The following is a 25,541-nucleotide window of genomic DNA, read 5'->3' as shown; positions in this document are numbered from 1 at the left end:
CACGGAAGGCACCGACATGTTTTTGCTCGACTCCCCCGCAGGCGACGCCGCACTGATTTTTTCGGCCTCGGACCTCGTCACGGCTAGCGAGTGCCAATATCGGACCCTGCGCTTGCTGGATGAGAAATTAGGGCGAACCGCCAAGCCGGCCTTTGCTAGGGATGCCATGCTGGAGCGGGCTGCCACGCTCGGCGACGCCTATGAGCACAAGATCCTCTCCGAGTTCATCACCCAGTACGGTCCGTGGGATCCCGTGACAGGCAAGGGCGTGAAGTCCGTAGACCGCACGGTGGGCCCAGACGGCAAGCCGACTGCCCCCACCTGGGCGGCGCTCGAGGCCAAGCGCGAGGAAACCCTTGAGGCGTTACGGGCCGGGGCCGACGTTGTTTTTCAGGCCACGTTCTTTGACGGAACACTCGTGGGTTTTGCCGATTTCCTCATGAAACAGTCCGACGGTTCCTACGCCGTCTGGGACACCAAGCTGGCGCGGCACGCCAAGGTCAGCGCCCTGTTGCAGCTCGCCGCGTACGGTGACCAGCTGCAGAAATACCAGATTCCCGTGGCGCCCGTGGCGACCCTGAAATTGGGTGATCGCAGCGAAAGCGCCCACCCCATGCCGGATCTGTTGCCGGTCTTCCGGGAACGTCGCGAGCAGTTCCTGGCTCTAACGGGGGCGCACCGCGCGCAGCCGCTTCCGGTCGCGTGGTTGCAGGAGGGCGTCAGCTACTGCGGGCGCTGTGACTACTGCGCGCAGCAGGTGCAACAGCACCGGGATCTGTTGCTCGTCAACGGCATGAGCGCCGCGCAACGACGCAAGCTCATGGCACAGGGCCTGAAGACGATCGACGAGCTAGCCGCCCTGCCCAGCGACGAGGCCACGGGTCCGCTCGCCCGGCTGCGCGATCAGGCACGGATGCAGCTGGGGCTGGAAAGCGACGTCGTCACGGTCGTCACTGGAATAGGCGCCGAGGCGCATCAGCTCAGTTACAAGGTCTTGCCAACCGTGAGCAAATTGCCCGCCCCGAACGACGGTGACATCTTCTTCGACTTCGAGGGCGATCCACTCTGGCAAGATCCCACGACGGAAAAGTGGGGCATCGAGTACCTCTTTGGTTCCATCGAGGCACCCGTTCCTAACGCCGTCCCGGGCACCCCCGAGGTTTTCACACCGTTCTGGGCGCATTCGCGCATGGAGGAGCGCGAAGCCTTCCTCGCCTTCCTCGATTATGTGGAAAAGCGCCGCGCCATGTGGCCGGACATGCATGTTTACCATTACGCGCCTTACGAAAAATCTGCGCTGCGAAATCTCTCTGTCTTGCACGCCGCAGGCGAGGACATCGTGGATGAGTGGCTGCGTTCCGGTCTGCTCGTTGATCTGCTCGACACCGTCCGCCAGTCCGTTCGAATCAGCGAGAGCTCCTACTCCATCAAGAAGCTCGAACCCTTTTACATGGGGGCCAGCACCCGGTCCGGCGATGTGAAGGATGCCGGCGCCTCCGTCGTCGCCTATGCGGATTACTGTGAAGCCCGCGACGCCGGACTGGCCGGGGACTCTCTCAAGGCCGCCAAAGCGGAAGAAATTTTGGCGTCCATCTCCGATTACAACGAGTACGACTGCCTTTCCACCCTGCGGCTGCGGGACTGGCTCTTTGATATTGCTGCGGCCACCGTGGTCCCGCAGTGGACCCAGGGCAGCGGGAAACTTGATGTGCCTGAGGCTAAGGAAAGTGGCTACGAGCCCACGGACGATGAGCTCAAGCTCCAGGCCTTCATCAACAACCTGGCGGAAAGCAAGGGGCACGTCTTCAGCGATGACGAGCGGGCCATCGAGATGGTGGCCGCGGCCGCCAGCTACCATCGCCGTGAGGACAAGCAGTTTTGGTGGGGGCACTTTGACCGCCTCGGCGCGGCTATTGACGACTGGTCTGAGGAACGCAATATCTTCCAGGTTCAGCTCGTCGAAGAACTCTCCGGCTGGGACAAGGCCAGCCCGCGCGCCCGGACGGAGTCGCGCACGCTCAGGCTCACGGGAATTGCCACGGAAGGCTCGGACTTCCGTGCCGGAAGCTCGTGGTTTGGCATGTTCGACGCACCCTTGCCGGACGGGATGGCCGATGAGGGCCAGGACCCCACCCAGCGTGGCGGTCTCTTCAACATCGCGATCGTGGAAGACCAGTCCGACCCCGCAACGCCGGGTGTTACGACGCTCGTCGTGACGGAAAAATCCACGACCAAAGTGCCGGCGTATGACCAACACCCCATGGCCCTGACCCCCAATAAGCCAGTTCCCACCGTGAGTATCCGCACGGCGCTGGCCACCCTAGCCAACCGGGTGGGCAGCAATCTTCCGCACTTGCCAGCGCACCCGGGCATCGAGATCCTACGTAAGGCCAAGCCGCGTCTGGTCGACGGCGCTATCCTGCCCTCCGCCGTCGTGCTAGGTGATGGTCACAGCCTGCAGGAGCACAATTACATTGGCGCCATCACCGAGGCTGTGCTGCAACTCGACCACTCGTACCTGGCCGTTCAGGGCCCTCCCGGCACAGGAAAAACCCATGTGGGCTCCCATGTCATCGCCAATTTGATCGCCAAGGGTTGGAAAGTTGGCGTGGTGGGGCAGTCGCACGCCGTTGTGGAGAATATGCTCAGCGCCGCCGTTGAAAAGGCCGGCGTCAACGCCGAAAGGGTGGGCAAGAAACTCGCGGCGCCCCACGACGTGCCGTGGAAAATCACCGACGACAAGCAATTTGGCAAACTGTTGGACGGCCCCGAGGGTGCGTTGATCGGCGGAACTGCGTGGACCATGACGGGTTCCAATGTTCCCGAAGGTTCCTTGGATCTGCTCGTGATTGACGAGGCCGGGCAGTACTCGCTCGCTAACACGCTGGCCGTGGCGCAATCGGCGAAACGGTTGCTGTTGTTGGGTGACCCGCAGCAGCTGCCGCAGGTCACCCAGGGCTCGCATCCGGCACCCGTGGACGAGTCCGCGCTGGGCTGGTTGTCGGCAGGTACGCCCACACTCTCGGCGGACTTGGGGTACTTCTTGGCCGATTCCTGGCGCATGCACCCCGAGCTCTGCGCTGCTGTTTCGGCGCTGAGTTACGAGGGTAAACTCGAGTCCGCGCCGGCCGCATCGAAGCGCCATCTGGCCGGGCGGAGCCCCGGGATCGAGACTGTTTTCGTAACCCCGGACGCCACGAGCGAGAAGAGTAACGTGCAATCCTCGCCCGAGGAAGCCGCCCAGGTCGTGGCGCAAGCCAAGGCCCATCTGGGTCTGATCTGGACCCCCGGTGAGGACAAGACGCCGCGTCCCTTGGGGCAGGAAGACATCCTCGTCGTGGCCGCGTACAACGCTCAGGTGCATCTGGTCCGCGGCGTCTTGGACGACGCCGGACTTCCGGACGTCAAGGTCGGCACCGTGGATAAGTTCCAGGGGCAGGAGGCTCCCGTCGTGCTCGTGACGATGGCGTGCGCCGACCCCACCGGGGCACCGCGCGGCATGGAATTCCTGTTGCATCGGAATCGCATCAACGTGGCCGTATCCCGCGGACAATGGCGGGCCATCATCATCCGTTCCCCCAGGCTCACCAGCTTCATGCCGTCCACACCGGCCGGCATGGCGGAGCTGGGCGCCTTCATCGGGCTATGCGCTGCGGGACAAGCGCCCGCGTCCATGGCATGATCACCCCATGAACCCTGCTGCTTCAGCCCGGGCCCGACACCGCCGGCTGCGTATGATCGCCATGGTGCTCTGTGGTGTCGTCGCTGCGTTTCTCACCGGCTTGGTGGGTGACTGGATTTACGCCCCCGCCATTGCGTGGACGGTGGCGGCCTTGGTCTACAACGCCTGGGTGTGGCTGAAGATCGCCCCGATGGATGCACGCCAAACCGCCGCCCATGCGCTGGAAGAAGACCCGGGCCAACGGCTGTCGGATCTCTTGATCCTGTTGGCAGCGTTAGGTTCGCTGGCCGCCGTCGTCCTTGTCATGGTGGGCAGCAAGGACGTGACGGGAACGGGGCGGCTTTTGTTGGCGCTCTTGGCCATGACGTGCACGGCCATGTCCTGGCTCATGGTGCACACGCTGTTCACACTGCGCTACACGGAGATTTACTACTCGGACGAACCCGGCGGCATCGGCTTCAACCAAGACGAGCCGCCGCAGTACACCGATATTGCCTACATGGCCTTTAGCGTTGGCATGACCTATCAAGTCTCAGACACCAATATCACCACACGGGCCATGCGCTCGGCCGTATTCCGGCACAGCCTACTCGCCTTTGTTTTTGGCACGGGAATCTTGGCCACCACGATCAACCTCGTGGTGAGTCTGGCCGCCTAAGCGCTCAATCCTGCGTGGCCTCCCGACGTTGCATGGCTGCTTTTCGATGCTGGTGCCCAACGTTTTCATCGGCGATGACCGTCGCAAGGGGCGCTATCGCGATTATCACCAGACACAGGGCAATGGGTGCGCCAGCTGCTGCCAGGGCAATCGCACCGGCGAGCAGGACGAGCAAAAGTGCACCCATCTTGTAATACAGCCGGTCCGCTTCCACCATGACCGAATGCAGGAACGTCAAGGTCAGGGAGAAGACCGCCACCGGGATCGCCACCGACACCACGACGGCAGCCGCGGAGATGACCGCCTCGCCCTCGAGGTAGTAGGCCACCACGTGCAATCCGGCGCCGGTGGCTGCAATTGCGGCAAAAATGAGCATGTGCGAGTAGCCAAAAATGAAGGAGCGGTGGCGTTGACCGTGCAGCGCCCGCCCCGAGGGGAGAGCAAAATACAGCCACCAGAGCGCGAAGGCCAACACCACGCCGGCCAGGCCAGCCACCGCCGTGCTCACCGTCCAGCCTTCCGTTGCCACCAAGGCCCGCAGCGCCTCAACCGTTCCCAGAAGACATTCACCCAGCGCAATGATGACCAGCAGACTGTATCGCTCGGCGATGTGGTGAGCATGCCACGGTGTGGTGACTTTCCGCTCGGCGATCACGGGGGTGCACATCTCCAAAATGAACAACGGGGCCGTCATCAAGAACATGACCGGCACGCTGGTCTCAACCACCAGCACGGCGATCCAGCCCAGCTGGGCCAGCGTCAGCAATTGGGCGTATCTCAGACACGTTGCCCGCCGCTGCGGATCTTGTGTGGCGGCCCGGAGCCATTGGAACACCAGGGCCAGCCGCATGATGACATAGCCCATGACCATGACGCGGTTGTCCACATGCTCGCCCTCCACGACAGAGGCAAACATGGGTTCCAAGCCCATGACAAGGATCAAAACACCCACCATTTGCAGCATCGTGACGACCCGGAAGATCCAGTCATCGGTGTCGTAGGCGCTGGCAAACCAGCTGAAGTTAATCCAGGCCCAGACCACGGCAAAGATGGCGAAGCCAAAGGCCGTGAGCCCGGCCGCCACATGCCCCTGCGCGAGGGCGTGCGCCAACTGCGCCGCCGCCACCCCGAAGGAGATCGCGAAGGTCAGGTCAAAGAAGAGCTCCAACGGCGTGGAGACGCGACCCAATTCGTGCGGGTCGCGTCCGCCCATCTTCACGAGCGCATGGCTCAAGGCGTTCTTTGGCATGGTGACAGCAGTCCTTTGCGTGGAGACGAGCGGAGCTTTCAGAGCTCGATCCTACGCGGTTACCGCGCAAATGCTAGGAAACAGTGCCGGCAAAGAACGTCTCCGCGATCCGGGTCAGGTAGAACGGATCGTTGACGCCGCACAATTCGCGGGCCGAGTGCATCGAGAGCAGCGGCGTGCCAACATCTAGGGTCCGGATGCCCAGGCGCGTGGCCGTCAGCGGGCCGATCGTGGAACCGCACGGAACCGTGTTGTTGGAGACGAACTCTTGGTACGGCGCGCCCGCGGCGGCACACAGCTTGGCCCAGAAGGCGGCCCCCACACCGTCGGTGGCGTAGCGCTGGTTCGCGTTGATCTTCAGCAACGGGCCGCCGTTGAGCACGGGGAGGTTGGCCGGATCGTGCCGCTCGGAGTAGTTCGGGTGGACGGCGTGACCGGCATCAGCGGAGACGCACATCGAGTTCGCGAAAGCACGACGGCGGTCACTCACCGATGCGCCCAGGCTATCCGAGACTCGGGTCAAGACATCTTCTAAGATGGGCCCGCAGGCGCCGGACCGCGATCCGGAACCAATTTCTTCGTGGTCAAAGGCTGCCAGCACGGGAATCGGCTGGTCTCCACCCTCGGCCACGGCATCCGCGGCGGCGATCAAGGCCACGAGTCCGGCGTGAACCGAGGTCAGATTGTCCATGCGGCCGGCGGCAAAGAACTCGTTCCTGGCGCCAAAGAGTTGCCCCGGCTGCGTATCGGCCACGACAATGTCATAGCCGCCAATGGTCTTGGCATCCACACCGGCGCGCTGCGCCAAGAGTCCCAGCAGGTCCTCGCCCTGGGGATTGCCCTGTCCCCAGATCGGGTTCATGTGCTGCTGCTTGTCGAGTTGAAGCCCGTCGTTGCTGCTGCGATCGAGGTGGATGGCCAGCTGTGGGAAGCGCAGGAGCGGGCCTGTCGCGACGAGCTTTTCGCTGCCGTCCAGATCCACCAGGCGGCCGGCGAATTGCAGCTCACGGTCCAACCAGGAGTTGATCAACGGTCCGCCGTACACCTCAACGCCGGCCTGCAACCAGCCGAAGCGGCCCGTCGTGGACTTCGGCTTGAGCTTGAACGACGGGGAGTCCGTGTGCGCGCCGAGAATATTGAAGCCCGTCGTCGCTGTGGCCTTTGGTGGGACGACCCAGGCGATGATGGCGCCGTCGCGAATCATGAAAAACTTGCCGTGAACGGGCCATTGTTCGTCTTCGGCCAGTTGCGTAAAACCAGCCGCAGCTAGGCGCTGACCGGCGGTGTGGGCCGCGTGAAAGCTCGACGGCGACGCCGCAATAAAGTCTCGAAGGTCCAGGATATGTTCAACAGAAGTCATAGCTCGATTCAATCACGAAGCGTGCCGCCGCATGCTTTTCCAATCCGCGGTCCGGCCAAATTTGGCTAGTAGTCGGGGTTGCTCGGGACCACCATGCCGGTTTCATAGGCATAAACCACAACCTGCACCCGGTCGCGTAGATGTAGCTTCGTCAGGATCCGGCGCACATGGGTTTTCACGGTTGCCTCGGAGAGGAAGAGCTTGTGCGCGATTTCGGCATTGGAGAGCCCCTGGGCGATGCACTGGGCCACCTCAAGCTCGCGCGGTGTGAGGTCCTCCAGCAAAGGATCGACCTGCTGCGGGGGTCGCGGATGCCCGCTGCGCACAAAATTTTCCAGCAGGCGCTGCGTGACGCGGGGAGCCACGACGGCGTCTCCGCTGGCCACGAGCCGCACGGCCTGCACGAGGTCTTGCGGCGCCACGTCCTTGAGGAGGAAGGCGCTGGCACCTGCCTGCAGCCCGGCAAAAGCGTACTCGTCCAGATCAAAAGTGGTCAGGATGATGATCCTGGCTTCTGACGATGATGAGCTGATCTTGCCCGTTGCCTGTATCCCGTCCATGAGCGGCATGCGCACATCCATCAAAACCACGTCGGGCTGAAGACGGTCCACGGCGGCCAGCGCCTCAATCCCGTTGGACGCCTCACCGACGACGTCCAGATCGTCCTCGCCCTCGAGGATCAACCGGAAGCCCATCCGCAACAACGGTTGGTCATCCACAAGGAGAACCTTGATTTTCTGTTCCGGCATGGCACGGGTCTCTTCCACTAGCTGCTCCATTATTTAGGGTCCTTCGCTCGGGTGCAGGGTCGCCTCGACGGTCCACCCACCTCGGGGACCGGGTCCGGCGTCGACCGTTCCGGCAAAGATTCCGGCGCGTTCGCGCATACCCACGATGCCGCTTCCCGTGCCGATCGATTCGTTCATGGTGCCATGACCGTCATCGGCCACGCGGACGCTCAGCTCCCCCTCGGACAAGTTATTGTCGATGCTGATCTGCACCCGGGACACCGCCGTGCCGTAGCGCAACACATTGGTCAGCGACTCCTGGACGATCCGGTAAACCGTCAGCTCCAGCGCCGGGTCGTCGGGCAGCGGCGGCCCCGATTGGGTCAAGGTGATGGGCAATCCGGCCTGCCGGAACCCCTCGATCAACGCGCCCATATCGGTGTGGTCCGGCTGCGGGGCCCGGTTGGCGCCACCGTCTTCCCGCAAAACACCCAGCACCCTGCGCATATCCGAGAGCGCGGTGCGGCCGGTCTGGGACAACTGCCCCAGCACTTCCCCCGCCTTGGCTGGATCGCGTTTAACCACGACGGCGGCCCCATCAGAAAGTGCCACCATGACAGTCAGGGAGTGGGCCACGACGTCGTGCATCTCCCGGGCGATCCGGTTGCGTTCGGCGACGGAGGCGAGCTGAGAATTCTTGACGGCCCATTGCCGCAACTCTGCTTCATGAGTGCGACTGCGCCGTACCGAGGCACCAATACCGGCGGCAATGATGTTCGAGAGCAGCATGACGATGGCCGAAATGACGTTACTGGCCTGGGCACTGGGACCATCGGCCACAAGAAATTCCACCGGGTACTGATAAAAGAAGAAAATATAAAAGGTCAAGGGCATGGCCGCGAGGACCGCCAAGACAAAGCTGACCACGGTGCGGTAGCGAACCGCCACGGCGTACAGCGCAAACCAGAGGCTTGCACCAATATTTCCCGAGGACGGAACCATGATGATGTGGATAATTTCGAAAACCGAAAGCATCGCCAACACAGTCAGGGGCCGGTCCCGGCGGAACATCAGCACCGTGGCTGTTGCCACGATCATGACCAGATGTACGGCTAGATTGATTTCATAGTTCCCGGCGACAAAAAGGCCCGTGCCGGCGGCCAGATATGACACAACCACCACCACATCCATGATGCGGGGGTGGGCGTGAAAGTATTTTCTGATAGCGCCGCGACGGCGGGCCGTAAATTCTGCGGCCCGCCGTTCAACGGAGGGGATGTCGGCGGGGTGCGCGGCCGTTCGTTCCGCGTCCCCCGCCTGGTCATAGGTGCGCATAAGTGTGAGCTTAGACGTCACGATTCTTGAGGGAGATGATGGCGGGGATCATGAAGAGCAGGATCCAGCCCACGAAGATCAAACCCCCGGATAGGGGGCTAATGAAGGCTGCCTTCTCGGTAATTTCCAGCATGCGGCCTCCCGCCACGCTGGGTACGTATTGGTTGACGTACTTCCAGAATTCGCCGGGCATCAAGCTCATCAGCTGGGTACCGAAGTCGAGCAGGAAGAAGATCACTACCAAGACGATGATGCCACCGGCAGAGCTGCGCAACAGCGTGCCCAGGGACAAACCGATCAGGGCAACGCCCGCGACGTACAAGCCGCCCATCAAGATGGAGTAGGCCACACCGTCCAGTCCGAAGGAAATATCGATGCCGTAGGAGCTAAAGATCGGAATGGCAATGACCGTGGTAGCGATGGCTGCCAGCAAGGTCAGAACATAGGAAACAACAATCAAAACCACGGCTTTGGCAAAGAACGCCGGCAGTCGCTTCGGTACAGCCGTCATGGTGGAGCGAATCATGCCCGTACCAAATTCGGAGGAGATCAGCAGTACGGCCAGAGCGCCCAAGATCAGGATGCCGATCTGCAGACCGGCGTTGGGGATGGCGTAGATGTTGAAGCCCATTGCCGCTTGGGCTTGGCTTAAGGTCATCGGCTCAACCGGAGCACCTGGCATGCCCATGTTCATGCCGTTCGCCATCGCCTGCTCCAGCGACATGGCCTGAACCCATGCCGCCATGGTGCCGACGCCAACAACCGCTAGGAAGGTGAACGCCAACAGCAGCTGAGTGGAGCGCAGGGAACGGAACTTAATCCACTCGCTGCGCAAGACACCGGCGAAGGTCAGCGACCCCCGGGCCGAGCGCTGAGGTGAGGAAATCGTCGTCGTGCTCATCTTTAGAGTCCCTTCACAGCGGCAGCAACCGGCTCGTTGTTGAATTCTTGCGAATGGTATTCCACCGCATCCTTGGTCAGGTTGAAGTATGCGTCCTCGAGCGACGTGGTTAGCGGCGTCAGCTCGTAGACCAGGACGTTGTTTTCCATGGCGATCGCGGCAATTTGTCGGGCGTCGAGACCTGAGACCTCCAGGGTTTCATTCTCGTTGCACTCAACCTTGACCCCGTTGTTGCCCAGGAGCTGGCTCAGTCGGGTGACCTCGGAGGTGCGGACACGAACCTTGGCCTGCTGCGCTCCGGACAAGATCTGGGCGATGGGAGCATCGGCAATGATCTGTCCGCGACCAATCACGATGAGGTGATCGGCGGTCTGCGCCATTTCACTCATGAGGTGCGAGGAGAGGAAAACGGTCTTGCCCTGGCTGGCGAGGTGCTTGGCCAGGTTACGGACCCACAGCACACCTTCGGGGTCGAGGCCGTTGACCGGCTCATCCAGGATCAGGGTCTGGGGATCGCCCAAGAGAGCGGACGCAATGCCGAGGCGCTGGCCCATGCCGAGCGAGAAACCACCGGCTTTCTTCTTGGCGACGGCGGCCAAACCGGTCATGTCGATGACCTCGTTGACGCGCTTGGTCGAGATATTGTGCGTGGCGGCCATGGCCAACAGGTGGTTGTAGGCGCTGCGCGAGGTGTGCACGGCCTTGGCGTCGAGCAACGCTCCGACCTGGTGCAACGGGTCGCGGTGCTGGACGTACGGCTTGCCGTTGACGGTCACGGTGCCACGGGTGGGCTTGTCCAGGCCCATGATCATGCGCATCGTGGTGGACTTGCCGGCACCATTGGGGCCGAGGAAGCCGGTCACCATGCCGGGTTGGACCGTGAAGGTGACACCGCCGACCGCGGTCTTGGCACCGTAGTGCTTGGCCAGGTTTACTGCCTCAATCATGTGGACATCCCCTTTGGATGATCTCCAGGCCAGGTCAGCCCGGTATGCGAATCTATAACTACCGTACGCAATGCCGAGCGTCTTTTCGTCTGCCTCAGGGATGATTCAGGGTTCATTCAGGGTAATCCGAAGGGATGATGCCGCATGGCTACGGCGAAATAGCAGCCTAGACTTGCCAAATGCCTTCACGATATTCCAGGGTCCCGGCCTTGCACCCCTTGGCCACATCCCGCGTAAGACTCTTGTGGCTGGCGCTGCCGGCCTTGGCACTTGTTGTCCCAGGTGCCGTGACTGTGTGGGCCTCGGCTAACCAGCCGTTCTTTCAAACGGTCGACGACGCCTGGTACCACTTCATGGTGGCGTCCCGTTTACCGTGGCTCACCACGGCCAACGTGGTGCTCGATTTTGTCGGAAACACCGGCATGGTCATCTACGCGAGCCTGCTGTTCCTTGTGCTGTTGCGTCGCCACCACCGGCTGGCTTTTTTCGTTGCGGGCGCTAATCTCGGCGCCCTGGCACTAACCCATCTGATCAAGTTCCTCGTGGCCAGGCCTCGGCCCGTTGACCGTCTGGTGGACGTTGATTCCGGGTCATACCCGTCGGGGCATGTGAGCGCCACGGTGGCGGCCATGGTGACGACCGCGATTGTGATTGGCCGGTTATGGATCTGGATCAGCGGAGCCATTCTGAGTGTGGCCATGATGTATAGCCGCACCTATCTCGGCGCGCATTGGATCTCCGACACGGTGGCCGGGGCGCTGCTCGGCGCGGGCCTCACCCTTTTGTTATGGGCCACCGTGAAGGATAAATGCCAATTGCGGAATACTCCAAGGCTTGATTTACACCCTAGCTACTCGGAAGCCTACTCCGGGCAGGTCATTGCCACTCCACCGCCTAGCGGAGCGTCTGACGTCGCTCCTTATTAGTGTGAGCCTGCTCCTTGGTACTCGCTGGCGGGCAGGGGCTTGGCCGCAGGAGCCGTCAGGATGGAGGCGATGATGGCGACGGCAATGGCCAAGAGCGCCCATCGAATGGTGACGTGGTCGCCGAGGAAACCTAGCAAGGGCGGGCCTGCGAGGAAGGCGACATAGCCAATCGTCGAGACCACTGAGACGCGGGCGGCCGCCCGGGCGGGATCGTCAGCCGCGGCGGACATGCCCATGGGGAAGCCCATGGCCGATCCGGCACCCCAGAACACGGCACCGAGTCCGGCCAGCCACATGTTAGGTGCCACGACGAACAAGACCAGACCGACTAGGGCCGATCCGAGGCTGCCATACAGCACGGGGACGCGCCCGAAGGTGTCGATGAGGCCGCCACCAAAGAAGCGGAAGAGTGTCATGGCCGCGACGAACACGGCAAACATGATGGCTCCACCGGATTCACTCGTGCCCAAACCATCGACCGTTGCCTTGGCGATCCAGTCATTGGCGGCCCCCTCGGTGAGCGCGGCACCGAGGACTACCAGCCCCACGAGAAGCGTGCGCTTCTCACTCCAGGCGCTGCGCCCCTTCAGCGCCGTGGTGGTTTGCGTCTGCTGGCTGCCACTGTTGGCAGTCTCCGGCAGGAAGTAGCGTGGCACAATCACCATGGAGATGCTGACGCCGATGACGATGACGAGCAGGTGGGCGGACATACTGACCTGTAAGGCGGATAGGCCGGCACCCACGAGCGCGCCGACGAGGGCGCCACCGCTAAAACCGCCATGGAACTGCGGCATGATGGTCCGGCCCAAAAGCCGTTCAACATCGGCGCCCTCGATGTTCTGGGCAACATCCCACAGCCCGATCCCAATGCCAAAGAAGAACAAACCCACAGCCGTGAGCGCAACGTTATGCTGCGACAAGGCGAACGCCACGATGAGCCCGCCAAAAGCTACCGTGAAACCGCCTGTGCGGATCGTCCCTGTCGTACCGACCTTGCCGATGACGGTTCCCGCGGTCGGCAGCGCAATTACAGATCCCGCGGCGATCATGAGCAGCAACAAGCCCATTTCACCCGACGTCAGATCGAGAATACGGGTCACTGCCGGGATGCGCGCAGCCCAACTGGCAAACACGAAACCGTTGATGGCGAAGACGGCAAAAGTGGCGATGGTGGCCGCGCGGACCGCCTGCTTATTCATAAGGGATTTACTCTTTACACACGGGTGAGCAACGACATAACGCCGAAGTTTTACGGCGTTGCGTCAACTCTAGCGGCATGTCTTGCGCAGCTATGAAATATGCCACAGTTTGACGTTTCCGCTATAGCTGGGCATTCTCGCTATAGACCGAGCTGTAGCGAGAATGCCCAACTATGTCATTTCTCGTTGTGGGCGCCTTAGCGGGCTCGCTCGACTCGCTTTTCGTCCCATACGGGCTCGTCGGATTCGTAAACTTTGCCGTCTGAGCCGAAAACGAGGAAGCGGTCGAAGGAACGGGCAAACCAGCGATCGTGGGTCACGGCGAGAACGGTTCCTTCAAAGGAATCGATGGCCTTCTCCAACGCCTCGGCGGAATGTAGATCCAGGTTGTCTGTGGGCTCATCCAGCAGCAACAAGGTTGCTCCGGAGAGCTCCAGCAGCAGAATCTGGAACCTCGCCTGCTGACCGCCGGAGAGCGAATCGTATTTCTGCTCCGAGCTAGAGGCGAGTCCGTAGCGGTCCAAGGCGCCGGCAGCGGCTTCACGGCCCATGCCCGAACGGTGCTCATCGCCGCGGTGCAGGATGTCCAGCAGCGTGCGCGCCAAAAGATCCGGCCGGGCATGCGTCTGGGCAAAGAAGCCGGGGCGGATGCGGGCACCGAGTTTCACGGAACCTTCGTGCGGCACGGGGGCAATATCGACGTCGGACACGGGCTCATGTTCTTTGTCCGGGTCGGAGCCGCCGGCAGCCAAAAGGCGAAGGAAGTGCGACTTTCCTGAACCGTTGGAGCCCAAGACTCCCACGCGGTCACCAAACCAAACCTCGGTGCTGAAGGGCTTCATGAGCCCCGTCAGTTCCAACTTCTCGGCGATGATGGCGCGCTTGGCCGTGCGCCCACCCTTAAGGCGCATTTTCACGTTTTGCTCAATAGGCAACGCCTCTGGCGGGCCCTGCTCCAGGAACTGTGCCAGGCGCGACTGAGCTGCCTGGTAGCGGTTGGCCATATCCGAGCGGAACGCTGCCTTGGTTTTATACATGTTGACGAGTTCCTTGAGTTTGATATGCTCCTCGTCCCAACGCTTCCGCAATTCCTCGAAACGGGCATTGCGGTCCTCGCGGGCCTTCACATACGACTCAAAACCGCCACCGTGGGTCCAGCTGGAGGCGCCGTTGATCCCCGGTTCGAGCGTGACAATACGGGTTGCCGCGTTCGCCAATAGTTCACGATCGTGACTGACAAACAGGACAGACTTCTTTGACTCGGCCATTTTCGCTTCAAGCCAGCGCTTACCCGGAACATCAAGGTAGTTGTCGGGCTCATCGAGGAGCAGGACCTCATCTGGTCCGGAGAACAGGGCCTCAAGGACGAGGCGCTTCTGCTCACCGCCGCTGAGTGTTGCGGCTTTACGGTATTGGGCCGTATAGAAATCCATACCCATGGCGGCCATGGTGACTTCGTCCCAGGTCGTTTCCATTTCATAGCCGCCCGCATCGCCCCAATCGGCGATCGCCTGTGCATATGCCATCTGGCTGGGCTCATCATCGCGTTCCAGCATGGCCTGCTCGGCGTCGTCTACGGCTTTTCCTGCCGCGGCAATGTTGTCCGCGGCAACCGAAAGCAACAGGTCTCGGACGGTGCTTTCGTCACGCACCTGGCCTACGAACTGGCGCATGACACCCATGCTGCCAGAGCGCGACACGGCACCCTCATCGGCCTTGATGTCCTGGCAGATGATGCGCAACAGCGTGGTCTTGCCCGTGCCGTTGGGGCCAATCAGCGCCGTCTTGGTGCCATCGGAGACGCGAAAATTCACCCCGTTCAGCAGCTGTCGGCCGTCGGAGAGAAAATAGTCAATGTTTGCAACGTCAATGTGTCCCACATGCTAATTCTCCCATCACTTATGACGTGCACCGGCCGCGCTCACGCAGCCGCCGCAAGGTAGGGAGATCCCCACCCCTGTTTGACCGGCTGGCATGATGGTTTCAGGACGCCGCCACAACCAGAATTGAAACATGACCGACTCCCCAGCACCCGCAAGTCAACAGTCCTGGCTCATCTGGAAGCCCACAACCTGGCGCCGCATAGGCTCCGACCTGGCCTACATCCTGCCCGGGTTCTTTGTCTCCCTGGCCTCATTCACGGCGTTGACTGGGCTGTTCACCCTAGGCATCGGCACCTTCATCATCTGGGTGGGACTGCCCATCCTCATTGCCTGCCTCACCACCGCCCGCTGGTTCGCCGGCGTCAACCGCGCGGCACTGCGCCGCTGGGCCGGAACCATCCCGCCCGTCCACTACCGCACACCTCATAAATATTCCATCGGTGGCATGTTCAAGAACGTGACCGATCCGCAACTATGGAAGGACTTTATCCACGGTTTCCTCGTGTCCTTCCCGCTGCGCACCGCCACATTCTGCACAGCAATCACCTTCCTCGCCGCCACGGCAGGCGGCCTGACGCAATGGTTCTGGATGCGATTCCTGCCACCGGGAAACACCAACCTTGCCGAACTTATTGGCCTCGACACGTACTTGGGCGTCAGCTCCGAAACGGTGGAGGCCTGGTTTGGTCTGGCGTATGGCGCAGTGTTCCTGCTGTTGCTCCCCTTCATCATTCGCGCCCTCGCTCTGGCCGACGCCGCCACCTCCCGCGCACTGCTCACCAACGAAACCGCAGCCCTGCGTGCACGCACCGAGGGACTGACAGTCAGCCGGGCGCAGGTGGTTCAGGAGGAGGCCAGTACCTTGCGTAAGATCGAGCGTGATCTCCATGACGGCCCACAGCAGCGACTAATCCGCCTGCAGATGGATGTCGAGGCAGCCCAGCGACAAATGGAAAGTAATCCCGACGGCGCCCGCGCACTCATGGATGGCGCCCTCGAGCAGAGCCGCGAGGCCCTCGCCGAGCTGCGTCAGCTCTCCCGCGGCATCGCCCCGCCGTTGCTAGCGGATCGTGGGTTGCGTGCCGCCATCGAATCCCTGGCCGCGAAATCCGCTGTCCCCGTGACGGTCAACGGCAGCCTTGTCCATGGCGCCCGGCTGGCCGAAAGTGCGGAAAATGCCGCCTATTTCGTGGTCTCCGAGGCCCTCGCCAACGTCTCCAAGCACTCGGGCGCCCGCACCGCCACGGTCACCGTTGACGCCCAGTCCGCCGAATTGCTCATTCAGGTTTCGGACGACGGCGACGGAGGCGCCCATGTTGGCAAGGGTCACGGCCTGGCCGGGCTTGTGGACCGGCTGTCCGGTGTTGACGGTTCGTTAGAGATCAGCAGTCCGGAGGGCGGGCCCACCGCGTTGCGCTCCAGCATCCCGCTTAATGGCTGAGCGCGGGCACTAGTGTGGATGCCATGCGTGTTGTCATAGCTGAAGATTCTGTCCTGCTGCGAGAGGGTCTCGTGCGCCTGCTCGAGGAAATCGGTGGCGAGGTGTGCGCGGCGGTGGGAGACGGCGTCGAACTTCTCGAGGCTGTGGAGACACATGCCCCGGAGCTGCTCATCACCGATGTCCGCATGCCGCCGTCGCACCGGGTTGAAGGGCTGCGTGCCGCGCTGGAGGTCAGGGCCAGGCACCCAGACGTGGCCATTCTGGTGCTCTCGCAATATGTTGAGCTCAGCTACGCTGGCGAATTGCTGGCGGGTGCGGGCAGCGGCGCGGGGCTGGGGTATCTGCTCAAGGACCGGGTGGCCCGATTTGAGGATTTCACCGACGCCGTTACACGCGTTTGCGCTGGCGGGACGGTGCTCGACCCGGAGGTGGTGGGCGCGCTGCTAAGTAACCGGAGCGCCACGGACCCATTGAATGCGCTGAGTCCGCGGGAGTCTGAAGTTCTGGGGCTCATGGCGCAGGGGCTCACCAACGCCGGGATCGCCCGGGCCCTCGTGGTCAGCGCCGGTGCCGTGGAGAAACACATCAGTGCCATTTTCCTCAAACTCGCCCTGCACCCCGGTCCTGACGACCACCGCCGGGTCCTGGCCGTGCTGGCGTTCCTGCAAACCCGGAACTGAGCCGCCCACGGCATGCCAGATGGTTCGGCCGAGAACGCAGGCAGGGCCCGCCCGCATGATGCGGACGGGCCCTGCCTATTTAAGGACGGGCTACTTGTTACCCTTCCCCTTGCTCACCACGATGGCGGAACTAGCCACCACGGTCTGCCCCTTCTGCAGGAAGAGGGTATGCATGCCATGAGACAACGACGCCGGCACGCTCACCTCAGCGGTCGCGGAACCATCGGCACCGGCAGTGACATCGGCAAGCTTGAGGTCGCCCGCCGCCTGGGATTTCCCGGGCTTGGCGTTCGTCATCAAGACATACTTGGTGCCCGCAGCAAGCCCGGTGAACTGCATCGTGAGCGTCTCACCGGACACGGCTTTGGCGGGTGCCTTGATCGTTGGCGCTGCGGGCTCCGGTGTTTCCACCGGTGCCACGACAACGTCGACTGCTGAGGCGGCACCCAAGCCGGCCTTGTCGGTAACCCGGTAGGCGACGGACACGCCGTCGTTCCCCGCCTTGATGGCATCCGTGTAGCTTTGCCAGGTCTTGCCACCATCAGTGGAGTACTCCACCGTGGCAATACCCGAACCGGAATCACTGGCGTCCAGCGCCACGGTTCGCGCGTCACCATCAACTGTCGCAGTGATCAGCGGAACCTGAGTGTCTACCTTGAACTCGCCAGCAGATTTTTCGTTTTCAACGTTGCCTGCCGCATCACTTGAACGGTATTTGAAGGTATTGACGCCTTCCGGAAGAGTTACCGCCCCGGTGTAGTCCATCCAAGGGCCGGCACCAATCTGGTATTTGGTCGAAGCAACGCCATCGTTATCCGTGGCAGCCAAGGTGAGAGTTGGTGCCGTGGTGAACCAGCTCGTTGCGGCCGGGGCTTCGGGGCTGACGGTCGCCGTAGTGACGGGAGCCTCCTCATCAACGGGAGCAGCCGGTGCGCACAGGAACTTCGCGTTACCCCACACGCCATGGGCGCCGTTGATGGAACCTCCAGAGATCGGATCAACCTTGAGCTCCACATAGGAAACGCCCGTCAGGTCAATATTCAACTTCTCCGGAGCAAAACCGTTGACCAGTGTGCGGCTTTGGTACAGCACCTTGCCATCGCCAACGACGGTGAAAATGATGGTGCCACCAAAGTTGCCCTCCAGGCCAATCTCCGAGGTGAGGGCCGAACACTGTTCGCCCACGTAGTACGTGAGGTTGGAGGCCGCATGAACGCCCATGCCCTTCTCATAGGTGGTTGTCTTGGGGTTGGCCGGATCGGTGCGGTCAACAACGGTCAGCGGAATATCGGCCGATGCGGCCGAATCCTTGTTGGCCACGTCCTTGCCAATGACCCCGTAGCCGTTGGTGGCGCTTACGGGTGCCACATCGGAGATGAACGAGTCAGCGTCCGGCGCCGTGGGCAGCGGGAAGTCCACCACTTGCCAGTCAAAGAACTTCACGCTTTCATTGACGGGCAGCTGTATGGAGACGAGTTCCTTATTGGGCAGAAGACGCACCGTCGCGGAGTAGATCTGGTAGCCGGTGGTGGTGTATTCCGGGTTGGCTGGCTGGGTTTGGTTGTTGCGACCCATGGACTTGATGGCCACCTTGGATCCCTTGGTGTCTCCCTGGGGCAGCCAATTGGGGAAGTACGGCACCTGCTTTTGAACGGTGCCGTCCGCGTAGGTGATGGTCAGGGTAGGGCTGCCGCCAGCTCCGATGGCCGAGGATCCCAAAATAGCCAAATCCGTGCCCTTGCCACTAACGGCGATGGTCTGCCCGTTAAGGGCAACCGCGTTGTTCTTATTCGGGCCAACCTCTGGCCAGGTGTAGTTGACCTCTGTGTCAAGGCCAGCGTCGACCGTCACGGTGGAGCCAGCTTTGACGCCGCCAGCCGGGACGGGAGCGGTTGCGAGCTGTTCGGCGCTGAAGGAGTCTCCCCCGCCGTCGAAGTTGCCGAGCTTGTCCACGTGGGAACCGCTGGCGGTCGTGACCGAAATGTTGTTGAACGCCCCAGTCAAAGAACCGTAGGCAACATACATTTGATTGGAGCCTGTAACTTCCCGGCTCGTGCCCTTCGAGTCCTCGTAGCTGGCCTTGGCGCTGACGCTCTGCTGACCAGCAGCCGAGTTCACTCCGGGGACCAGGTCAAAGGTTGCTTGCACGGTTGCCCCGGGTTCAACCGAAGGAACAGTTGCGCCTTGAACGTTGCTTACGGTCCAGCCGTCGGCCAGAACGGGGGTGATGACGACGTTCTTCTTGGCATTGCTGCCATTGTTCTTGAACGTGACGGACGCTGTGGTCTTCTGCCCCTGAAAAACCTTGGCTTCGAGGTTGACAGCGACCTGAGCGGCCATCGCATCGGAATCTGTTCCACCAACGGCCGAGGTGCCCGACAACGTCACGGTAGCCGTCGCGTTGGAGGCAATATCGCCAGCCTTGACGTGGACGGTTCCGCCAGCGTCAGTAGCGTCGTAGTACCAACCAGTCGTGGCGGCCTTGAAAGCTGCGGCGTCTGCCACCTTCGTCAGTGTGGTGGAGCCAACCGTGACGGAGGCAGGCTGTGAGCCGCTGTGTACGTCCAAGTTGTACGGGCGGGCAGCGGCCTTGCCGGCGTAGTCGCCATCGCGCTTCCCGATCGTGACGACTACGTCGCCACCATTCTTAGCCGGTGCACTGACAGTGAAATTCTGTGAGCTGGACTTGCCAATCTTGTATTCACGGGTGACATTGTCGTCTTCGTTCAAGGTGAAGGAAGATTCGCCGGAGGGGAAAACGTCAACCGTCAGGGCTGAGTCTTCGGCAACCAATGATGCGTTGCGGGCAATCTCGCCAAGAGGGACGACCGAGCCGGCACGAACAAATATCGGCAGCTTCTCGAGTGGTGCGTTGTAGCCGTTGAGTATCTGGCCACCTGCGTAAAGTTCACCCGACCAGTAATCAACCCACTGACTACCGCTTGGCAAGACAATACCGTTACGAACCGAGCTGGAGGTGGACACGGGTGCGATCAAGTAATCGCTGCCCACCATGAACTGTGTTTCGGCTTCCTTGGTGTAGGACAGCGCATCGTTGGGGAATTCCAACGGCATGCTGCGCATCATGCCAACACCGTTACGGTTGGCCTCGACAGAGAGCGAGTAAATGTACGGCATAAGTTCCTGCCGCATCTGCAGGTACTTGCGGTTGATCTCTGTAGCTGCATCGCCGTAGAGCCACGGTCGCTTGTCCACGCTGGCCCAGCCGCTCATGGAGTACAGCTCCGGGGCGAATGCCTTCCACTGCAGGTCACGGACGTAGCTTTCGGTGCTGCCACCGAAAATCCCGTCAACATCCGACGCCGTGAAGGCCTGACCGGAGTTCGTGGCCCCGGCCAGGGCGGAGACGCCCCAGCGGACGGAGTCCAAGTTTCCGGAGTGGTCGCCCGTCCAGGGAACACCACAGCGCTGGGCGCCTGCCCAGGCCTCAACCATCAAGGTGTTGGCGCGACCGCTGGAGTACGTTTCAATACCGTCCTTGGCGCTTTCGCAACCGGTCAGTGCCATGCGGTAGCCTTCTCCAACCCAGGCCACATCGAGCTTACGAAGGGCGATGCCATCCGTGCCCACTTCGACTTCCTGCTTGGTCAGACTGCGCTGGGTCCAGAGACCAGTTTTCATTCCTGAGACAGCCTCAATGGCCTTGACCGTGTTGCCGAGACCTTTGTCGGGGCTCGCAGGATCGTAGGGAGCATTTTTATCAAAGTCGGCAGCGTCGGGCGTGTATTCACAGCCATAACCGTCATTAACGAGCATCCAGCCGGCAGGCATGTCATTGTCAGCAAAAGCCTGAGCAGTCGTAACTGCGTCAAAGGTGACTTGCTTCGGTGTACTGCCGGAGCCACCGGAAGATTGGTATGTGGGGTTTGAGCGGTTGTAGCAATCGGCGTCGCCATACTCCAACCCGTACACAGGGGGCAGGTTGGGCCGACCCGTGAGTTTCGTGTAACTGTTGATGCTTTCCTTGTAATCGCCCACAAAGTAGTAAGCGTCGAAACGGTTTTCCCGATGGGTTGTCGTTTCATTGTCCGTGAAGGTGTACGAACCCGCGGAGAAGGTGTTTCGCAAAACTCCGTAACCCGCACTTGTCATGTAATAGGGAACAGCGTTGGGATGACCTTCGTCGTCCCAGTCGTAATTGCTGGAGACATTGATCGAGGATCCGGTGTGCACTACTCGGCCGTTTTGCATGCCACCGCCAAGGAATTGCTCGCCGCTCACTGGCTTGAGGTGCTGGGTCGTGGTGCCGCTACCAAAGCTGAGCGCCGAAGATTCCTGCCACACCACAGTGCCGTCGGACTTCTTGAGTGTGAAGGCCCCCGTTGACTTGTTGACCTCGAGCGTGACCTTTGGGGTGGTCATGGAAATGACACCTCCGGCCTCTTTCACGGTCACGGCGCCAGGAGTGAAATCATTCTGACCAACCACAATGTTGGCAGTGCGCTGCGGGTCGGCAGGGACGGCGGGAGTGTTCGCCGGGTCGGCGAAGGTGCCCGTGGGTGTTGCTTCTAGACGGAAGTTTCCATCATCGAGAAAGGTCACGCGAATGGCACCCTTGGCGGGAGTCAGCGTGACCACATTGTCGGCCTGCGCGAATGCGCTGATAGACCCGAGCGTGGCGCCGTTGGCATCAACTGGAACATTGGGCTTGATCGTCGAAGCGGCAATGGGTGTTCCGGGGCTTGCCATGGCAGCCTGCGAAAGTGCCAGGGCGGGCACTGATCCCACGGCGAGCAAACCGGCCAAAGCCACGGCGGTGGCTTTCCGGCTTATGGCTCTCCGGGCTGGAGGTCTTGTCCTCAGCTGTGCTGGGGTTCTTTCGTGGAGCAGGGACATTCGGGCTCGCTTTCACGCATGGACGATAGTTCTTGACGGAATTCTGACTCAAACACGCATTAACAATCACTTAATGATGTGACGCAGGTCAAGGAAAAACCGATTGTGATTCAGATCATGCTTTTTATGACGAAGTGGGAGATTCTCCCTTGACTCCTGCGGCGAAACAGCAAGAAGCCCTGTTCACCGTTGCAATACCGATGAACAGGGCTTCTGGAATGACGATTAAGGGTGAAACGAGAGAAATTGACGTGCTGTGAATTTAGCTGGCTAAGGCGTTGGCCCTGATGTGGCACTGCGACTCATGCTGGGCGTTGCTGACGTAGACGAGACGCCCTTGCTGGCCTCTGAGGTAGCACTCTTCGATGGTGGCGGAACCTCGGTTACGGCAACTGCCTCCGAACTTGGCTCCGCTGAACTGGGTTTGACGAGGTTAGTTGGCGCTGGCTCCGGCTCCGTTGTCGCGGGGGCGGTAGTGGCCGGTTCGCTAGTCGCTGGCGGCTTGGTTGCCGGAGGTGTTGTTATCGGCGCCGTGGTGACAGGAGCGGTCGTTGCCGGAACTGTGGGGCTAGGTGTGTTGACTGGCGTTGTTGTGGCTGGAACCGTCGGGCTCGGTGTCTTGGTGGGTGTTGGCGTGGTTGGCTTGGCCGTGGGGCTCTTACTTGCCGCGCCAGTGCTGGGCTTTGTGGTGGACTTGTCGCCCGCAGCCTTTTCCGCATCTGCCTTGGCCCGTTCATCGGCGGTAGCAAAAGCCGCCATGGTGAAGTACGTGGAGGAGCTGCTCACGGCCCCAGGCGTGTGGAGGATGGTGCCAACAGAAGGATTCAGTGCGCTGATCATCTTTCCATTGCCAATGTAAATACCAATGTGAGACCAGTGATAGGGCCCATCCGGGTTCTGCACCACAATGTCTCCCGGCTGGGGATTAGCGGTCTCCACCATGGGCAGCCATTGTTCGGTGCGCGGCAGAGCCACTCCTGCCTGACCATAGGCCCATTGGACGAATCCGGAGCAATCCCAGCCGTTTTCAAAACTGGTGCCACCCCAGACGTAGCGATGGCCCAGCCCTTGATAAGCGGCGGCCAAAATATTCTTGCGTACTTGTGAAATGAGCTCGGCGGAGATCTCGGGAATGTCCCCACGCATGGCGGTCACCGAACGGGCCAGGTGAGGGGTGTTGCCGTTGGGATCGGTGAGGTTAGTGGGATCGGTTAGGTCAAGGATGGTTTCGGCCGCCGGCTTTTGTGCCAAAATCAGCGTGTTGCCGAACGCGATATTCGCCCCTAGCCCTGGGGCGGCGAAGACCTCAAAAGCTGCCGGCTCAATCTCAACAGAGTTAGTGGGCGTTTGACTCGCCGCCTGAGCGCTGAGAGCTGCTGCGGCATCGGCTGAGGAGGTCCCAACGTATCCTGCTGCCACGAAACCACCGGAGGCCAGCAACGCGCAGACCACCGCCATGCTGAGTTGATACGGCCGTGACTTACTTCCCGAATACGACACTAACTAGTCCCCCTGCTTCATTGCATACGGTTCACGTGAGCCTACGCCGCATCAAGTGACGCAACCGATTTCATCCCAAAAAGTCCAAATATTTCGTGAATCCATTCGTTGGAGTAATTTGGAAAAGCACTCACCCCTTTAGCATGAACCATGATCTCCTCGGGCGCTAGGACTATCGCTAGAAATTCACCCGGCGTTACGAATTATTCGACGGGAAACGGCCACGGAGATAGCAGCGGTGCGGTTATCCACACCCAATTTGTCGTAAATATGCACCAGATGAGTCTTCACGGTCGCCTCGGAGATAAACAGTGCCTTCGCGATAGATTTATTGCTCATTCCGGTCGCCAGCAACTCCAGCAGCTCTACCTCGCGCGCTGACAGAACCGGCACGGGATTGCGAATTCGCCCCATGAGTCGCGCCGCCACCTCAGGCGCCAACGCCGTTTGTCCCGCGGCAGCTTGTTGCACCGCCGCACGAATCTGCTCGGGCGGCGCGTCCTTGAGCATGTACCCGCTCGCCCCGGCCTCCACGGCGGCCAGAATGTCGGCGTCCGTGTCATAGGTCGTCAGAATCAGCACGGGCGGCGCATCCTCCAGCGCTCGGATCGCCTTGGTCGCGCTGACCCCGTCCATCCCGTCGCCCATCTGCAGATCCATCAACACCATGTCGATCGATTCGCCCAGTGCGTGCTGGCGCTGCACCTCTTTGATGGCGGCCGCGCCCTCGGCTGCCTCGGCCACCACGCTAAACCCCTCGAACCCTGAGAGCATGGCTCGCAATCCGGCGCGCACCACGGGGTGGTCGTCGACGAGGAGGATTCGAATCTCAGTCATGCTCAGCACCTAGCTTGTGGCTCATGGTTCCTTCCAGCGGCAGCCGGACAGCCACCACCGTTCCCTCCCCCGGCGCCGATTCAACAGCCAGGGTTCCGCCTTGAGCAACTACTCGTTCCCGCAACGACATCAGCCCGAAACCGCTGCCGTCCGCCCGCGGAAGTACCGTGTCGGTGAGGCTTTCCGGGGAAAATCCGCGTCCGTCGTCGTACACATCAAGGGTCACCTCACTGCCTTGAAACGCCAAACTTACGACGGCGGACCCCGCCTGCGCATGTAGCCAGACATTTGCCAGACTCGCCTGGGCGGCGCGCAACAGGGTCACCTGATAGGGCTGGGGCAGCTCCAGCGGTTCACCATCGAGACGAAAACTGCACTGCAAGGTTCCGCCCCGGGCGGCCGCTTCGCGCTGGGTCTTGCTGCACAATCGGGACAGGCTCTCCACGAGCGAGACTTCGGACAGTGCGGGGGACGATAGCCCGCGCACAAAACTCCGGGCCTCGGCAAGGTTCTCCGACGCCGTGGCTTCCACCATGCTCAGGCTCTCCTGCGTGGACTCCAGATCTCCTGATTCCAGGCTGCGCTGGGCTGCCCGGGACACCAGGATGATGGAGGAAAAACCCTGGGCGAGGGTGTCGTGGATTTCTCGCGCCAGGCGCGCCCGTTCAGCCAAGACCCCGGCCTCATGCTGCGTGGCGGCCAGCTCTGCACGTGTGCGCCGAAGTTCCTCGGCCGCGAGGCGCTGATATTCACCCTCGTCAAAGAGCAAGCGGTACGCCTTTGAGGTCGCGACGGCGAAAGCCGCCCCAAAAAGAGGCCCGACAATCACGGGCAACGGCGGAAAAGCTGCGCCCGAGGACACCCATTGAGCCGCAATGACACAGATGGTCATGAGGATCGTTGTGCCGAGCCCAATCCAGCGCGGCAGAAGATGCAGGTGCAGGAAAAATAGGGGGAAGACCAGCCAAGAAAACTCCACCGAGCCAATCATCAGTGCGGCCCACATGACGGTGACTAGAGCCAACCACAGCACGGCATAGCGTCGTGGATTGCGCTGTAGGGCGCCAGCAGAAAAACGTTTCTCGGCCACCGTGCCCAGCAAATACGTCACGGCCAGGATGATGGCCAAGAGCAAAAACCATCCCCGAGCTGGCTGGGCTGCCGGGGCGATGAGAAGCCGCACTGTGCCCACGCCAAGCAACACGGCAAAGCCCACATGCAGGGTGACGCGCAGAAAGCGCAGGATCGTGCCACTTGTGACGGGTGAGGCTTCCACAGCAGACATGCCACCAGCTTAGGCCCCGTCGTCGACGCGCACCGAGCCATCGGCAGCGAATCAACCAAATGGTTGATCTGGG

The 25,541-nt window shown here is 61.4% G+C and carries 17 protein-coding genes; 5 read left to right on the top strand and 12 right to left on the bottom strand.

What is annotated here, in order from left to right; genetic code table 11:
- The first annotated feature begins 16 nt into the window (after positions 1-16).
- Both CVS30_RS00155 and CVS30_RS00150 read left to right on the top strand, forming a co-directional pair.
- A complete protein-coding gene (locus CVS30_RS00155; protein WP_110483697.1) occupies positions 17-3,682 on the top strand; it encodes a TM0106 family RecB-like putative nuclease in 3,666 nt (1,221 codons plus the stop codon).
- A gap of 7 nt (positions 3,683-3,689) precedes the next feature.
- Positions 3,690-4,340, top strand: coding sequence for a DUF1345 domain-containing protein (locus CVS30_RS00150; protein WP_245934352.1), 651 nt, complete (start codon positions 3,690-3,692; stop codon positions 4,338-4,340).
- Positions 4,341-4,344: 4 nt separating this feature from the next.
- On the opposite strand, the gene CVS30_RS00145 is transcribed toward CVS30_RS00150, so the two are convergent.
- The 6 genes from CVS30_RS00145 to CVS30_RS00120 all read right to left on the bottom strand — a co-directional run bounded on the left by CVS30_RS00145 (position 4,345) and on the right by CVS30_RS00120 (position 10,860).
- Complete coding sequence (locus CVS30_RS00145; protein ID WP_110483317.1) at positions 4,345-5,589, bottom strand: low temperature requirement protein A; 1,245 nt, start codon at positions 5,587-5,589, stop codon at positions 4,345-4,347.
- A 73-nt stretch (positions 5,590-5,662) separates the two neighbouring features.
- On the bottom strand, positions 5,663-6,949 hold the full coding sequence (locus CVS30_RS00140) for a M18 family aminopeptidase (protein WP_110483316.1): 1,287 nt from the start codon (positions 6,947-6,949) through the stop codon (positions 5,663-5,665).
- Positions 6,950-7,014: 65 nt separating this feature from the next.
- Positions 7,015-7,698 carry a response regulator gene (locus CVS30_RS00135; RefSeq protein WP_110483695.1) on the bottom strand — a complete coding sequence of 228 codons (684 nt, stop codon included), beginning with the start codon at positions 7,696-7,698 and terminating at the stop codon, positions 7,015-7,017.
- Between the two features lie 33 nt (positions 7,699-7,731).
- Entirely contained in the window at positions 7,732-9,012 is a 1,281-nt protein-coding gene (locus CVS30_RS00130; RefSeq protein ID WP_110483315.1) for a sensor histidine kinase, read from the bottom strand.
- A gap of 10 nt (positions 9,013-9,022) precedes the next feature.
- Complete coding sequence (locus CVS30_RS00125) at positions 9,023-9,913, bottom strand: ABC transporter permease (RefSeq protein WP_110483314.1); 891 nt, start codon at positions 9,911-9,913, stop codon at positions 9,023-9,025.
- Positions 9,914-9,915: 2 nt separating this feature from the next.
- Positions 9,916-10,860: an ABC transporter ATP-binding protein gene (locus CVS30_RS00120; protein WP_110483313.1), complete on the bottom strand. Its 945-nt coding sequence runs from the start codon at positions 10,858-10,860 to the stop codon at positions 9,916-9,918.
- Positions 10,861-11,039: 179 nt separating this feature from the next.
- Between CVS30_RS00120 and CVS30_RS00115 the strand changes: the two genes are divergently transcribed.
- Complete coding sequence (locus CVS30_RS00115) at positions 11,040-11,786, top strand: phosphatase PAP2 family protein (RefSeq protein WP_110483312.1); 747 nt, start codon at positions 11,040-11,042, stop codon at positions 11,784-11,786.
- Here CVS30_RS00115 and CVS30_RS00110 read toward each other — a convergent pair.
- Positions 11,783-12,985, bottom strand: a complete 1,203-nt coding sequence (locus tag CVS30_RS00110) for an MFS transporter (protein WP_110483311.1) — start codon at positions 12,983-12,985, stop codon at positions 11,783-11,785. The two genes, CVS30_RS00115 and CVS30_RS00110, sit on opposite strands and share 4 nt — an antisense overlap.
- Positions 12,986-13,182: 197 nt before the next feature.
- On the bottom strand, positions 13,183-14,865 hold the full coding sequence (locus CVS30_RS00105) for an ABC-F family ATP-binding cassette domain-containing protein (RefSeq protein ID WP_110483310.1): 1,683 nt from the start codon (positions 14,863-14,865) through the stop codon (positions 13,183-13,185).
- Positions 14,866-14,998: 133 nt separating this feature from the next.
- Here CVS30_RS00105 and CVS30_RS00100 point away from each other — a divergent pair, with 133 nt between their 5' ends.
- Positions 14,999-16,309 carry a sensor histidine kinase gene (locus tag CVS30_RS00100; RefSeq protein ID WP_110483309.1) on the top strand — a complete coding sequence of 437 codons (1,311 nt, stop codon included), beginning with the start codon at positions 14,999-15,001 and terminating at the stop codon, positions 16,307-16,309.
- A 23-nt stretch (positions 16,310-16,332) separates the two neighbouring features.
- A complete protein-coding gene (locus CVS30_RS00095; protein ID WP_110483308.1) occupies positions 16,333-16,989 on the top strand; it encodes a response regulator transcription factor in 657 nt (218 codons plus the stop codon).
- Between the two features lie 90 nt (positions 16,990-17,079).
- Here CVS30_RS00095 and CVS30_RS00090 read toward each other — a convergent pair whose 3' ends face one another.
- The 4 genes from CVS30_RS00090 to CVS30_RS00075 form a co-directional block, all read right to left on the bottom strand.
- On the bottom strand, positions 17,080-21,762 hold the full coding sequence (locus CVS30_RS00090) for an NPCBM/NEW2 domain-containing protein (protein ID WP_245934351.1): 4,683 nt from the start codon (positions 21,760-21,762) through the stop codon (positions 17,080-17,082).
- A gap of 354 nt (positions 21,763-22,116) precedes the next feature.
- Positions 22,117-23,304, bottom strand: a complete 1,188-nt coding sequence (locus CVS30_RS00085; protein WP_110483306.1) for a C40 family peptidase — start codon at positions 23,302-23,304, stop codon at positions 22,117-22,119.
- Positions 23,305-23,532: 228 nt separating this feature from the next.
- On the bottom strand, positions 23,533-24,183 hold the full coding sequence (locus CVS30_RS00080) for a response regulator transcription factor (RefSeq protein ID WP_110483305.1): 651 nt from the start codon (positions 24,181-24,183) through the stop codon (positions 23,533-23,535).
- Positions 24,176-25,468 (bottom strand): sensor histidine kinase, encoded by a 1,293-nt coding sequence (locus CVS30_RS00075; protein WP_110483304.1) that lies wholly within the window; start codon positions 25,466-25,468, stop codon positions 24,176-24,178. Before CVS30_RS00075 ends, CVS30_RS00080 begins: the two co-directional genes overlap by 8 nt.
- Positions 25,469-25,541 lie beyond the last annotated feature (73 nt).

This window comes from Arthrobacter psychrolactophilus, assembly GCF_003219795.1.
Classification (GTDB): domain Bacteria; phylum Actinomycetota; class Actinomycetes; order Actinomycetales; family Micrococcaceae; genus Specibacter; species Specibacter psychrolactophilus.
The sequence above is the reverse complement of the archived record's forward strand: the minus strand, read 5'-3'. Positions and strand labels throughout refer to the sequence as shown.